The sequence below is a fragment of the Agrobacterium sp. RC10-4-1 genome (genome assembly GCF_014138475.1).
GTDB lineage: Bacteria > Pseudomonadota > Alphaproteobacteria > Rhizobiales > Rhizobiaceae > Agrobacterium > Agrobacterium pusense.
The window spans coordinates 637230-651210 of record NZ_JACJIT010000001.1; the positions used below are offsets into that span (position 1 = coordinate 637230).

The 13981-nt window shown below is 62.0% G+C and carries 8 protein-coding genes; 2 read left to right on the plus strand and 6 right to left on the minus strand.

All coding sequences use genetic code 11. The features are described 5' to 3' along the window. Nucleotides 1-7 precede the first annotated feature (7 nt). The 3 genes from FHW77_RS02900 to FHW77_RS02910 form a co-directional block, all read right to left on the minus strand. Nucleotides 8-877: an isochorismatase gene (locus FHW77_RS02900; protein ID WP_004445330.1), complete on the minus strand. Its 870-nt coding sequence runs from the start codon at nucleotides 875-877 to the stop codon at nucleotides 8-10. Between the two features lie 91 nt (nucleotides 878-968). Then, a complete protein-coding gene (locus FHW77_RS02905; protein WP_004445328.1) occupies nucleotides 969-2594 on the minus strand; it encodes a (2,3-dihydroxybenzoyl)adenylate synthase in 1626 nt (541 codons plus the stop codon). A 17-nt stretch (nucleotides 2595-2611) separates the two neighbouring features. Then, complete coding sequence (locus FHW77_RS02910) at nucleotides 2612-3787, minus strand: isochorismate synthase (RefSeq protein WP_004445326.1); 1176 nt, start codon at nucleotides 3785-3787, stop codon at nucleotides 2612-2614. A gap of 81 nt (nucleotides 3788-3868) precedes the next feature. Between FHW77_RS02910 and FHW77_RS02915 the strand changes: the two genes are divergently transcribed. Both FHW77_RS02915 and FHW77_RS02920 read left to right on the plus strand, forming a co-directional pair. Continuing rightward, nucleotides 3869-8323, plus strand: coding sequence for a non-ribosomal peptide synthetase (locus FHW77_RS02915; RefSeq protein ID WP_004445325.1), 4455 nt, complete (start codon nucleotides 3869-3871; stop codon nucleotides 8321-8323). A 60-nt stretch (nucleotides 8324-8383) separates the two neighbouring features. Further along, nucleotides 8384-9730 carry a condensation domain-containing protein gene (locus FHW77_RS02920; protein WP_004445323.1) on the plus strand — a complete coding sequence of 449 codons (1347 nt, stop codon included), beginning with the start codon at nucleotides 8384-8386 and terminating at the stop codon, nucleotides 9728-9730. 112 nt (nucleotides 9731-9842) lie between these two features. Here the strand turns inward: FHW77_RS02920 and FHW77_RS02925 are convergent, their stop codons facing one another. The 3 genes from FHW77_RS02925 to FHW77_RS02935 form a co-directional block, all read right to left on the minus strand. Continuing rightward, the gene (locus tag FHW77_RS02925) at nucleotides 9843-12677 is read right to left on the minus strand and encodes a condensation domain-containing protein (RefSeq protein ID WP_044459236.1); all 2835 of its coding nucleotides are present in this window, start codon (nucleotides 12675-12677) and stop codon (nucleotides 9843-9845) included. 61 nt (nucleotides 12678-12738) lie between these two features. Continuing rightward, the gene (locus FHW77_RS02930; RefSeq protein ID WP_044459237.1) at nucleotides 12739-13017 is read right to left on the minus strand and encodes a phosphopantetheine-binding protein; all 279 of its coding nucleotides are present in this window, start codon (nucleotides 13015-13017) and stop codon (nucleotides 12739-12741) included. Continuing rightward, nucleotides 13010-13849, minus strand: a complete 840-nt coding sequence (locus tag FHW77_RS02935) for a siderophore-interacting protein (protein WP_004445320.1) — start codon at nucleotides 13847-13849, stop codon at nucleotides 13010-13012. Before FHW77_RS02935 ends, FHW77_RS02930 begins: the two co-directional genes overlap by 8 nt. Nucleotides 13850-13981 lie beyond the last annotated feature (132 nt).

The following is a 13981-nucleotide window of genomic DNA, read 5'->3' on the forward strand; positions in this document are numbered from 1 at the left end:
TGTCCGCTCAGGCCGCGAGCCGCTTTTGGTCGATCAGCGTCCACCAGGCGGAGAGCGTGGGCACACGCGCAAGCTCATCGAAGCCGACGGTGACGCCGCGTTCCTTCAACTCTCCAGCAAGCTTCATCACCTGCAGGGAATCCAGCCCGTAGAAAATCAGGTTTTCGTCGGGGTCGATATCGCTCTCATCCTCCACCATCTGCAGGACGCGGGCTTTCAGCCATTCGCTGATATCGTCGCCCTTTCCCGCGCCGACAAGGCTTGCGGCATCGATCACCACGCCGCAGCGTGTGGCCACATATTGCAGCGCCATGCGATGCTCCGCCTCGGAAAAATCGGCAACGCCATCACCGATCATGAACGGCTGGATGTCCTTCATAAAGGCTTCCACTGCCGTCATCATGCAGCCTATATGGGCATAAACGCCGCCGACGATGATCTGATCACGGTTCCAGCCCTTCATACGTTCGGCAAGGTCGGAGCGCTGGAAAGCGCTGTAGCGCCATTTGGTCAGCACCACGTCGTCAGGCGTGGGGGCGAGCTTGTCCACCACCTTCTGCAGTTCGGGATCAACGACGGTCAGACCCGGTCCCCACATGTCGTTCAGAAGAGCGCGGTCGCCGGGCGGCTGATTATGCGGCTGGGCGGTGTAAATGACAGGGACACCGTTCTGAACGGCCCATGTCTTCACCTTGGCGAGATTGTCGATGAGGGTCGTCATCAGCTTGCCGTCGGCCTCGTAGAACCGCAGGAAGTAACGCTGCATGTCGTGGATGAGGAGGACGGCGCGTTTCGCATCGGGCTGCCATTTTGTCTTGTTGGCCGGAAAACTCGCGGCGATCGGCATGGGATAGTCGGAAATGGTGGGGATCGTCATGATGACCTCGGTTTGTGCGGCACCGGCTGGGCTGGCGCATTTAGGAACATGGGGACGCCATTTTGGCGTCCCTTTCGATGGGTGCGGAATGTCAGGCGCTGACGGCGACGGGGGTCGTCAGCAGATCGCGCAGGCGTTTTTTGTCGATTTTTCCGACGGCGGTGAGGGGCATGGCGTCGATGAAGCGCACACGATCCGGCAGCTTGTAATCCGCGACGCCGAGGCCTGCGAGGTGCTGGCGAATAGCCGGCGCCTTGAGAGCGGGATTGCGCGACACGACGAAGACGCAGCTTTTTTCGCCGAGAAGTTCGTCTTGCATCGCCACCAGAGCCGCATGGGTGACATCCGGATGCCGCAGGATCAGGTTTTCCACCTCTTCCGAAGCGACCTTTTCGCCGCCGCGATTGATCTGGTCCTTCACCCGGCCAACGACCCTCAGATAACCTTCGGGCGTGCGCTGCACGACGTCGCCCGAGTAATAGAAGCCATCCTTGTCGAAGACCCGGGCGCTGTGTTCGGGCGCGCGGTAATAGCCCCGGAACGTATAGGGGCCACGCGTTGCCAGCATGCCGGCTTCGCCCTCGGGCACGTCGTTGCCGTCCTCGTCAACGATGCGGATTTCGTCATCCGGGCTGATCGGTCGTCCTTGCGTGGTAAAGACGATATGGTCGGGGTCACCGAAGCGGGTGTAGTTCACCAGACCTTCCGCCATGCCGAAGACCTGTTGCAGATCGCAGCCCAGCACTTCCGGCACTTGGCGGGCCAAAGCCTCGGCGAAGCTTGCACCGCCGACCTGCAGGAGCTTGAGCGACTTCAGCCTTTCGCGATGGGCGGGAGCCGCCTGCAGCCACAGCGCGACGGCCGGCGGCACCAGCGGCACAATGTTAACGCCGTGTTTTTCGATGAGATCGAAGCAGGCAAGTGGTTCCGGATTGGCAGCCATGACCACCGCACCGCCGGCGTGGAACACACCGAGCGCGCCGGGCGAACTCATCGGGTAATTATGCGCCACCGGAATGGCGCAGAGGAAGCGGGTCTCAGGCGAAAGGCCGCAGATTTCCGCACTGGCCCGAACGCTGTAATCATAGTCGTTATGCGTCCGGGGGATCAGTTTTGGCGTACCGGTGCTGCCACCGGAAAGCTGGAACAGCGCCACTTCATCGGCGGCGGAAGGGGCGTAAACGGGTGGGTTTTCGGCAGGGGCGGCCAGTTGCCGTTCCAGGCTCAACCGCGGATCTGTTTCGCCAAGCAGAAGGGTCAGGGTAAGCCCGGGAGAAGCCGCCTTCAGCGCCTCCAAAAATGTGTCATTGGCGAAAAGCTCGTGGCTGCGCGAGCCGATCACCAGCTTCGGCGCGATCTGCTCCGCATAGGAGGTCATTTCCAGCCGGCGATGGCTGAAAAGTGCGTTGACGGGGGCCGCGCCGATCTTCATCAGCGCGAAAAAGACGAGATAGAACTCGGCAATGTTAGGCAACTGTACCAGCGCGGTGTCGCCCTTGCCGATGCCCGCGGCGGAGAGATGTCCGGCCAAATTGGAGGATTGCCGGTCGATATCCGCGTAGGTGAAGCGGCGGTCGCCGCAGATCAGGGCCGTCGCGTCCGGCCGGCGCTCGATCTGTTCGGTGAGGATGCCGCTCAGCGGCCTGTCGATCCAGTAACCGCGCTCGCGGTACCGGCGCGTCAGATCGTCGGGCCAGCGTTGAAATTCGATTGTCATGGTTTGTCCCCGGGAAATCAGGCAGAAAGACCGCAGGCGTTCAGCATGGTCTTGAGTTTGGTCTGCACCTCGGCCCATTCGGATTCGGGCTCCGATGCCTCAACGATGCCGGCACCGGCAAAGAGCCGCACGGTTTTCCGCTGCACGGTGCCGCACCGGATCGTTACCACCCACTCGCCATTGCCCTCAGAATCCGTCCAGCCGACCATGCCGGTGAAGAGGCCGCGCTCGAAAGGCTCGACGAAGCGGATAAGGCGATGGGCGCGCTCGGTGGGGAAACCGCAGACGGCCGGCGTCGGGTGCAACAGGCACGCAAGCTGCAGGGCATTGGTCTCCGGGTCGGCGAGGCGGCCTTCGATGCGGGTCGAAAGATGCCAGAGGGCCGCCGTGTTGATGAGGGAGGGTTTTTCAGGGACATCGAGTTCCGCGCAGACCGGCGAAAGCAGGGAGCGGATATCCTCGATAACGAGGCTGTGCTCGTAGTGGTCCTTTTCCGAAGCCGATAGCCGCTCGGCGTTGGCCTTGTCCGCGGCGGGGTCGACCATCCGCTTTGCCGATCCCGCCAGCGGGTTCGAGATGAGGTTCTCACCCTGCTTGCGAATCAGAAGTTCCGGGCTGACGCCGATGAGGTCGCCGCCATCGGGCAGCGGAATACGGAACTGATAACCTTCGCGATTCTGTTTGGCGAGACTCGCCAGCAATCTCTCGACATTGACCTCGGAAGCGAAGGTGAGTTCGCGCATCACGGAAAGTACCGCCTTACGGACATCGGAATGGCGGAAATTGACGATGGCGTGCTCTACGGCGCGTTTAAAGCCGGTCTCGTCCGGCAGGCTGTTCTGGCCGACAAGCGCGGGCATGGCCGAATCGGCGACGACCGGCGCGGTTTCTCGTGGGCTCCACTCATGGTTGTTCGGTATATAAAGGCATGAGGGTTCGCTGACATCGAAGGGTATTGCCCCAATGGCGATCGGATTGTCCTGACCAGCCCGGCGGGCCCGTTCGAAAGCGGCTTTAATCGCTTGCTGCAATGGGCTGCCCGTATCTTCTCCGCCGCGGGCCGGAAGCGTTATCCTTTCGCGGATTCCTTTGGCCCGCAACTGCCCGGTACCGGAAGTGAAAAGAAAATCTCTATTAAAATCAGCAATTTCGTCGGATTCGACGTCATTCGTCCTGAGTGCTCCCGTTTTCATGGGATGCCTCCTGTTCGAGTGGTTGACGATGGCTTATACTTGATTATGATAATCATGTTTTGTCAATCGGTGCAAATTCACATGCTAAATTTAACTCCGATGCAGGTGGCCTACTGGGTCGGTCGGGAGACGGATGGGATACTCGGAAAAGTTACGCCCCATCTTTATCTCGAGTTCGAGGGGCGAGCTCTGGAGCTGGAAAAACTGGCCGTTGCGGTCGGCAGGCTTTGCCGGCGCCACCCGATGCTGAGCCTCAGGATCGATGCGGAAGGGCGTCAATCCGTCGATCCTGATGGTCGCCCGCTGCATCTCGATGTGGAGGACATGACGGCGCTTGATGCGGAGACGCTTGCGCGCCGGCTCGAGATCAAGCGCCACGCGTGGAGCCATCGCGCGACGGATCTTCGCACTGCGCCGCCTGCGGCGATTGCGCTCAGCCTGTTGCCGCATGGCCGTAGCCGGCTGCATGTGGACACGGACATGCTGGCCATCGATCCGGCCAGCGTGCGGATATTGATGGAGGACCTCGCCGGCCTTTACGACGAGGCGGACAAGGATGAAACCGCGCGTCCCCCGGCGGCGCAGCCATCCTTCTTCGACTGGACGAAACGCCTTGCGGCCGATCCTGACCTCAAGAGCGTGCGGGAATACGACCGGTCGTGGTGGCGGCAGCATATTGCGGATATTCCGGACGCGCCGCCGCTTCCATTTTTACCGGAGGATGCGTCACGCGCCGTTCATACGGACCGTTTTGCCACGATGCTTACGGTCGTTGAACGTGACGGTCTTGAACGGGCTGCGCGGCGTTGCTCCGTAACGATGTCGACCCTGTTGCTCGGTGTTTTTGCCGTGGCGCTGTCGCGGGCGATCGATTCCGAAAAGTTCCGGCTCTCCGTTCCGGCTTTCTGGCGTGCACCCCTGGTCGAAGGGGTTGATTCCATCGTCGGTGAGTTTTCCAACGTGCTGGTGCTCGGCGTCGATATCAGACCTGCTGAAAGCGTCGAAGCCCTGCTCGGGCGGGTTTTCGATGACATGAACGGCCTGCTTGCCCATCAGGCCTATCCGGGCGTCAGCATCATGCGCGACCTCTCTCGCCTGCGCGGCGGTTTGCAGACCTCGCCCGTGGTTTTTACCGCCGGTGTCGACCTGCCGGGCGGCGATCTGTTTTCACAAAGGGTTGGGCAGCTGTTCGGCTCCCTGGTCCACACGGTATCGCAAGGGCCGGGGGTTGCGCTGGACGCGCAGGTCGCGAGGCTTGATGGCGGCCTGCTGATAAACTGGGATGTGCGGCTCGATGCGCTGCCTGAACCATGGCTTCGCGCCCTGTTTAAAACCTACGTGGGTCTCCTTCGCCGGCTCGCTGATCACCCGGACCTCGTTGAGGAAAGCGTGGAACGATTTGGTGCTGCGATGCCCGAACAGCTGGCCGATAAAAAAGGAAACGCCATGGAACGTCCGCTCTCGCCGCTGCAGAAGGCATATCTTCTCGGTCGCGGCACACATCTGCCGCTCAGCGGCGTGGCGATGCAGGAGTTTCGCGAATATCGCGGCAGCATCGACCCCGCCCTGCTGCGGACCCGCCTTTCTGCCATGGTCGAGAGACATGAAAGCCTGCGCACCCGCATCGACGAGCGGCGCCTCGTGCAGATCGTGTCCGGGGAAGCGGAGATCAACCTTGATATGATCGATCTCTCGGATATTTCCCCGGCGACAGCGGAAGCGAGGATCGATGCCGTCAGACGGGATTTTTCCCACGCCCATTTTGATCTCGCCGCCTCTCCCTGGCGGGTCACGGTCTTCCGCCTGCCGGCGTCCGAGGCAAAGGCTGATCATGTCGTGGTGTTCCTGCGTTTTGACGCTCTCATCCTTGACGGGCGGGCGATAGCCAGCCTCGCGACGGAACTTTTCGACGGTGTCCTGCCGGTCGCAATCACCGCTGCGGCTGAAACGCCAGGAGAGGATATTGCAGCCGCCCGTGCCGGGGACGCGGCCTATTGGACCGAGAAGCTAAAAGAAGCTGAAGTGCCCTCGCAGTTGCCCTGGAAAGCACCGCTCGAAACCATTCCGACGTCGCGATATAGCCGCCAGCGTCTGATTGTGGAAAAGCAGCGCTTTTCCGCCTTTGCGCGGGCCGGTGCGAAAGAGCGTCTGTTCAAGAATTCGGCGCTTACGGCGGTCATTCTTGAGGTGCTGTCGCTCTGGCTGAACGAGGGTGCGCTGGTGGTCGGCATTCCCGTCGCGCCGCAGGTGGACGGGGCCTTCGCCAACCGCTCCAGCTTCATCGCCGTCCAATGGAACGCGGCAAAAGACGATTTTGACGTGCGGGCGGCAGGCCTGCAGAGGGATGTGCTGGAAGGGCTGAACCATCTGGCTTTTTCCGGCATCGATCTCAATCGCGTGCTTCTCAATGCGAATGCGGGCGGGCTCGCCCTGCCTGTGGTGATTACCAATGGTCTCACATGGCCGACGCTTTCGCCGGATTCGGCCATGCGCTGGACGGACGGTCTGACGCAGACGCCGCAGGTCGCGCTGGATTTTCGCTTTTCGCAGAATCCGGAGGGCGATCTCGTCCTCGATATCGACTATGCGGAGCAGGCGATCGATGCGGCGATGGTGGCGGATATTCTCGCAGCCGTCGAGCGCGCGATTGCGGGGATCGCGGATAGCGGCGCTTTCGTCCTCAACGGACGCGATATTGTCGACCTGTCCCATTACCGGCTGAATGGCGATGAAGGAAACTTCGTCTGCCCGCCATTTCTGGAACGGATCGCCGGCCGTCTTTTCGAAGGAGAGCCGTCACGCACCGCGCTTGTCAGCGGCAAGCGGCGCATCGCCTATAGCGAGCTTGGCGAGATGGTGGCGCGCGTGATCACGAGCCTAAGGGCGCGCGGCATCGGTCGGGGTGATGTCGTGGCCATCTGCCTGCAGCGTAGCCCCGAACACACGGCGATCACGCTCGCCGCGGCCCTGATGGGGGCGGTCTGGGTGCCGGTCGACGCCGGTTCACCCGACGATCGCCTGCAGTATCTGCTGACCAATTGCCGCCCGGCGCTCATCGTCGCCCGCCGCGTTCCGCAGGGTTTCGACGCTGTCGATCCGGCGGTGCTTCTTTCCACGCCCGCTCCGGCTGGCGCACCGGTCTCCATGGCGGAGTTAGCGGCGCTTTCCCGAAGCGAGGGGCCTGCCTATTTTCTTTACACGTCTGGCACGACAGGCAAACCGAAATGCGTCGTGCTTTCCAACCGCGCCACGGCCAATGTCATTGGCGGCACGCTGGCGGAATGGGCGGTGACGGAACGCGACGTATTCATCTCGGTCACCCCGCTGCATCACGACATGTCGGTCTTTGATGTTTTCGGCGCGCTCGTTGCAGGGGCGACGCTGGTGCTGCCGGAACCCGGAGAGGAAAAGGATGCGGTGCGCTGGAACGAGCTGGTCGCAGAACATGGTGTCACGCTGTGGTGCTCCGTGCCTGCCATCCTCGAAATGCTTCTCGCCTGCCGCCGTGGTAACCAGCTATCGTCGCTCCGGCTTGTCGCGCAGGGCGGGGACTATATCAAGCCTGTTATCATAGAAGAGCTTCGCCGGCTGAATCCTGACCTGCGGCTGATATCGCTCGGCGGGCCAACGGAAACGACGATCTGGAGCATCTGGCACGAGATTGTTGCGGAAGATGTGGCGGCCGTGCCCTATGGCCACCCGCTGCCCGCCAATCGTTATTTCGTCCTCAACGATCACGGCGGCCATTGCCCGGCGGGCGTCGTTGGCCGCATCCATACGGCCGGCGTGAATGTCGCGATCGGCTATCTCGAGGACGGCGCGATTACCCAGACGGATTTCGTGACGATTACCGATCCGCAGGGAAACAGCGTGCGCGCCTTCCGAACCGGGGACCGCGGCCGCTACCGGCCGGATGGCAAGATCATGTTCGCGAGCCGTGTCAACGGTTACGTCAAGGTGCGGGGCGTGCGCGTCTCGCTGCCGGATGTGGAAAACGAGCTGATCCGCCACCCTTCTCTCCAGAGGGTTCTGGTTGTGGATTACGGTGTCGAGCAAAAGGGCGAGGCGGCCATCGGCGTGCTTTATGTCAAGGCCCCCGGCCTCGAACTCACCACCGCCGAACTGCGCGACTTTGCCCGCCGGCATCTGCCGGAATCGCATGTGCCCGGCCGGTTTCTCAAGGTTGACGATCTGCCGCTTTCGACCAATGGCAAGCCCGACCGCCGTCGCGCCCGTGAACTCTTGACTGGTGGAACGGCTGACGCGGAACCGGCAAAATTCTCCGCCGCTGCGGTTCCAGACGTTGATCACGGCGACCGCCGGGTGCTGGATATCTATCTCAGCGTATTGGGTAAAAAGCCGGCAAATGTGGATGCAGACAGCGACCTGCTGGCACTCGGACTTTTGCCATCGCACCTGAAAACCGTCTCGGCCGAAATTCGCGCCGTCTTCGGTGTTGACCTGACACCGCAGCAGCTTTTGCGGTGCCGCAACGCCAGGCAGGTGACGTCGCTCATGGCCGTACGGGCGGCGTGAACCCCGTCATTTCGGGTGGCACTTCGCGCCCGGTAACGAAAATAGTGCAAGGAAAAACAGATGGCGCATATCGATCCCGCCGGCGGCTGGCTTCCACTGACGCAGCCGCAACTCGATTTCTGGGAGGAGTTTTCCTTCCATCCCGACGAACCGGTTTCAACCGTCGCCCATTACATCGATCTTTCCGGTGCGGTGAATGAAAGCGCGCTCCTTCAGGCGATCACACGCACCGTGCGCGAATCCGAAGTCCTGTCTATCCGCTTCCGCGTCGGCGATGATGGTGAGACGCCGCAGCAATGCTGCGACCCAAACCATGCCCCGGTTGTGGAACTTGTCGATCTCCGCGGCAATCCCGCTCCGCTTGAGGAGGCTTTGCGGCGCATGAATGCGGATGTGGAAGCGCGGCTCGATCTCACGGCCGACAGGCTCTCGGCGCAGCTCCTCTACCGTATCGCCGATGATCGTTACCTTTGGTATATCCGCGCCCATCATATCGTCGTTGATGGTTATGGGCTGACGCTGGTGGAGCAGCGCTGCGGCCAGCTTTACGGGCACTATTGCGGCAAGGGTGAAGCGGGTCCGGATTTTCACCCCTTCGGCGATTTCCTGGCGGAAGAGGAAGCCTACAAGCGGAGCCGGCGTTTCGAAAAGGATCGCGATTTCTGGACAGCCTATCTCGCCGCACCCGCCGATCTGCCGGTGCTGGACAAGGATTGCGAGGATTATGGCGGCGGTGGCCTGCATGCGGATGCGGCCTTGCCGCCCGGTTTCAGCACGCGGTTGCAACGACTGGCCGGCGCACTGGAGATTGGCTGGCCCGATCTTCTGGTGCTGCTTTCCGGTCTTTATCTCCACCGGGTGCTGCCCCGTCCGGATCGTGATGTCCTGACACTGTGGCTGCCGTTCATGAGCCGCTGGGGCAGTGTCGGCGCCCATATGCCGGCCATGCTCGTCAACATCCTGCCGTTCCACCTCACCATCGAGCCTGGAGAGGACGTCGGCGCATTTCTGACGCGCAACGCCGCCAATCTGCGGAAGCAGCGCCTGCACGGCCGCTACCGTATTGAGCAGATCGCCGCCGACCGGGAAATACCGAAAGGCCGGCGCTTCTTCTTCTCGCCGCTCATCAATGTCCTGCCGTTCAGCGCGCCGGTGTTTGCCGGGCTCACCGTTGCCAGGCACATTCTGGCGAATGGTCCCGGCGACGGGTTCAACCTTACCTTCCGCGGTGAAGATGACGGCAGCGAACTGAACTTGCACATCGATGCGGACTCGGCACTGACACAAGCGGGAGACTTCGCCCGCTACCGTAAAGAGCTGCCATTGTTCCTCGATGCCATGCTGCGCGAGGAGGCCTTGGCGCTTGCGGCGGTGGAGGCGTCCACGGCGTTCCGCCTGGCGGTCTGAGGTATGACGGCGTGCGGATGCAAGGGCCGCGCCAGGACATTCTCATCAGCGTTCAAAGACAAAATAACCCGGCTCCGTCAGGCGAAGCCGGGTTTTCCTTGGCAGGTCCGGCTCAGGCGAGCGTCGTCAGCACGCGGTCCGAAGCGCCGGTTTCCGCAAAACGGCTGAAGATGCCGCTGGTGGTGCTGCGCAGCCGCTCGACATCCTCAGGTCCGTAACGGTCCGAACGGTAGCTCATCAGCACGCGAATGGAGCGATCGCCGCCGATCGTCTCTTCCATTACCTCGAACTGCAGCCCCAGCATGGATTCGTGTTTGTCCGGATCGATCTGGCGGAATTCCACCGCCCTGCCATCCGGCCCCGCAAGGGCGCCGTTCAGCTTGTTCTTGGCGTGGATCTGGATGAAGACCTCGAACAAATGGTCGCGACCCGGCGTCATGCCCAGTGCTTCCTCCACGAGATCGATCGGGATTTCGCTGTGTTCCAGCGAGCCATTGATGGTGTTCTTCACCGAGGAAATCAGTTCGCCGACGGTCATCGTTTCCGTGAAACGAACGCGATGGGCGACGACCGTGGTGAAATAACCGATCGTATCGAAATAATTGCTGTCGGTGCGGCCCGAAGCCGAGGTGCCGACCACGAGATCGCTCAGCCCGCCGAGATGGCGCAGCGATGCGGCAATCGCGGCATAGACCACGTTGAACAGCGAGGCGCTGTTCTGCCTGGCAGTGGCGTAAAGCCCGTTGCTGACATGTTTTTCCAGCTTGAACTCGATCCAGCCGCCCGCCGGTGCTTCGTCCTGCGATGCCTCGTGCGGTGTGCTTTCCTGTCCGTTGAGAGTAAGGCCTCTCGGCGCATCCCGCAACATATCGGTCCAGTAGGCAAGGTGGCTGGAATTGACGCCTGACGCGACCTGTTGTCTTGCAAATTCGTGGAACGGGGCTGGTCTGGTCGCGAAGACCGGGGGAACGCCCGTCGCCCTTGCCCGGTAAGCCTCGGTCAGCTCGTCCATCATCAGGTTCACCGACCATTCGTCCAGCACGATGTGATGGAAGAGGAAGGAAAGCACCTGACGGCCGGTGTGGGGGTCGCGCAGGAAGCGCAGCCGCATCGGCAGTTCGCGCGCTAGATCGAAGCGCCAGCCAGCCTCGGCGTGGCGGTCCACCCCTTCGCTTTCTTCGCTGGTCCAGAACCATTTGTAACCGGGCAGATCATGCATTGGCACGATCCTCTGCAGAACCATATCGTTTTCGACGTAGAAATGGGTCCGCAGGCCAGGATGGCGCTCGATTATATCGAGGAAGGCGCATTCGAAGGCGTTCTCATCGACGGGATCGAGGAAATCGAGCGCGAAGGGAATGTTGAAGATTTCGCCGAAACCGAAAGCGGCATAGGCTTTCCAGAGCGACATCTGCGCCAGCGAAAGCGGCGCGGTCAGCGAGCCGCTCGCCGTCGCGTCCGCCTGCGCAGGCGCAGCGGTTGCGAGCCGCGTCGCCTGTTTTGCAAGCGTGGCGGCGGTCGGGTAGCTGAACAGATCGTTGAAACGCAGCTCGATGCCGTGATTGGCGAGAAGGCGGCCGATGATGCGGGTCGCGATCAGCGAATGGCCACCGAAATCGAAGAAATCGTCATCCGGCCCCATGTCGGGTGAGACGAGCGCTTCACGGAACTCGGCGAGGATCGTTTCGACGGTGTCGTCCTTCTGAGCGGACGCACTGGGCGAAAGGGCTGCCTGCTGCGGTGCTGCCGCGGCGTCTTGAGGGACGACCTCGGAAAAATCCGTGCCGCCTTCAAGATGGCTGACGAAGCGCTCCAGGAGGAAGGCCGTCGCATGTGGCGATGTTTCCCTGCCGCCCGTCAATTCGAGGCGGATCTCGCCCGCGGCCGTCGGCCCGACGGCAAGTGTCAGGCCGAGGCCGGATTGCAGGGAGGGCAGGGGCAGGTGCTCGAAGTGAAGACCATGTTCCGATATGGCCTGAACAGGTGTTGCAAGCGCCTGCAGCGTTAAGGTGACCTTTGCGCCTCCATTGTCGGTTCGTTGCTCCAGCCCCGACAGCACGGCATTTTCAGCCTGTTCGGGCGATTGGTCGCGGGTGATCGCTATCCGCGCCACGGACTCGGCTGAAATCGGTGTGGCTGCGCCGAGGCCGGGCCGCAGGCGAAGGGTTACTGTTTCGGGGCCACCGCTTCTTGCCAGGAAAAGCGCAAAACGCGATCCGGCACGCGCGAGGATCGCGTTTGCAGCCGTGGAGCTGTGGAGGCCGAGCAGGGAAGCCGCAAGGTCGACGCCATGGCTATGGCTCGCAGGCCTGTCAATTGTGTTCTGCCGCAGCGCCACGACGGTCGAGCCGGTGGCCGGACGTTGCAGCCAGCCAAGCGGAAGCGGGTCGACGCTGTCACTTTCGACCGCACGCGGCGAAAGCGGTTTCGGCGTTCCACCGGCATAGGCCGCCGTAATACCGTCCAGCAGGATCTGCGGCGAGAGGACCTCGCCCAGCAGGGCATGGACCAGGAATGCCAGCAGGATTTCACCTTCGCTCAAAAGCACGACGGCCTGGAAAGGCGGGTCGGTCTCGGCATCAAAGGGCCTCCCCTGAAGGTCGTGCAGCAAAGTCAGTGCCTCCTCTGCCGAGGGGACATGCAGCAGCTGCACGATGGATGCGGATGGAGCCTCAATACTCTTGGCAAGCGTACCGTCCTCGCCAAAGGCAAAGCGCGCACGAAGCTCGGGCCAGACCTCACAAACCGTCTTCAGTGCGGAGGTTAGACGCAGCAGATCGCATTCTTCACCGATCCGATAGGCGAGAAGCTGCCGAAAAACCTGATCGGGATCCTGAAACTGTTCGAACCAGACCCGTTCCTCATATTGGCTCGGCGGGGCCTCCTCTTCGTTGTCGAAGCCTTCTTCGATGCGACGTGCGAGCATACGTGTGTTGTCTGCTGCCATGGTCCTCTCCTTGGTATAGTCGGAAATCGCGCTCCGGCGCGAAACGTGCCGGTTCGCGGGATCAATGTCCCGCGCGCGACCGTTCGATGAGTGCCTGCCACGCGGCAAGCGTTGGCCGCCGGGCCAGATCGTCATAAGCGAGCCGCGCTCCCGCAAGCTGTGAAAGCGGCTGCATCAGGCGCATGAGGGCAAGCGAATGAAGCCCATAGCCGAACAGGTTGTCCCCCGTTTCGATATCGCGCACTTCATCTTCCAGAACCCTTGCGAGAAGGGCTCTGAGTTGCGTCATAGTCGCTTCCGCATCCCGCATGGCAGCCGTCGTGATTGCCGGGTTACTCATCGAAATGATCGTGAACGCCGCTCGCGCCGCGCCGCCAGTAGCCGGAAGCACGGGTCCATTTGGGGTTGGCGCCAAATTCCTCGACCAGAAGGGCGCGAACCACCTTTGCGGTCTTCGATTCGCAGGCGACCCAGCTGAAGAAATCGCCCTTTGGCAGTTCGAGCTGGCGCAGGGCGCTCGTTAATGCATCGTGGTCGGTTCCGTTGTCCGGCCTCTGAGTTATCCAGACGATCGATGCGTCCGCCCTGGTTACGAGCTCCAGCCGGTCCGCCTCCGTCTCGACTTCGATCAACGCCACGACGGGTGTGCCGGCAGGCATCTCCTCCAGTCGCCGTGCCAGCGCGGGAAGGCCGGTATCGTCGGCGATCAGCAGGTGCCAGTCATAGGTGAAGGGAACGGTGAAGGAACCGCGTGGGCCGGCGATCCACGCCTTGTCACCAACTTTCGCGCTCTTCGCCCAGTTGCTGGCCGGGCCATCGTGATGGGTGGCGAAATCGATGGCGAGTTCGCCTTTTTCGGCATCGAAGCTGCGCGGCGTGTAGTCACGCGCCAGCGGCCGCGGCGCGCCTTCCGGAAACTCAATGCCGTTCGGGCCGATCACCGGCAGGGTCGGTTCGGTTTGGCCGGGCTGGGGGAAGAACATTTTGACGTGGTCGTCGAAACCGACGCTCGTAAAGCCCTCAAGTTCCGGCCCGGTCAGCACGATGCGTACCATGGACCGGCTGAGTTTTTCGGTCCGCGCCACGTCCAGCGCGCGCAGCTTCACGGCGTGGCGGTGGCGTTTGGGAGTGCGGTCCGGAAGGGCGGAATCCATGGTTTCTGGCATGCTCATGCTGCTGTCTTTCCTGGGATGACGCCGACGGGTTCGGCGGTCTCGCTGTCCCGGGTCGGCGTGCCGGATGATCGCGCGTTGGGGTTCTCATCCGGCGCGATATTCCGGCGTCGTTGCGTCAAGATGCGCGGA

Coding starts and splice junctions, on each gene's coding strand:
- FHW77_RS02900 (WP_004445330.1), bottom strand. CDS start 877: ATGACGATCCCCACCATTTCCGACTATCCCATGCCGATCGCCGCGAGT.
- FHW77_RS02905 (WP_004445328.1), bottom strand. CDS start 2,594: ATGACAATCGAATTTCAACGCTGGCCCGACGATCTGACGCGCCGGTAC.
- FHW77_RS02910 (WP_004445326.1), bottom strand. CDS start 3,787: ATGAAAACGGGAGCACTCAGGACGAATGACGTCGAATCCGACGAAATT.
- FHW77_RS02915 (WP_004445325.1), top strand. CDS start 3,869: ATGCTAAATTTAACTCCGATGCAGGTGGCCTACTGGGTCGGTCGGGAG.
- FHW77_RS02920 (WP_004445323.1), top strand. CDS start 8,384: ATGGCGCATATCGATCCCGCCGGCGGCTGGCTTCCACTGACGCAGCCG.
- FHW77_RS02925 (WP_044459236.1), bottom strand. CDS start 12,677: ATGGCAGCAGACAACACACGTATGCTCGCACGTCGCATCGAAGAAGGC.
- FHW77_RS02930 (WP_044459237.1), bottom strand. CDS start 13,017: ATGAGTAACCCGGCAATCACGACGGCTGCCATGCGGGATGCGGAAGCG.
- FHW77_RS02935 (WP_004445320.1), bottom strand. CDS start 13,849: ATGAGCATGCCAGAAACCATGGATTCCGCCCTTCCGGACCGCACTCCC.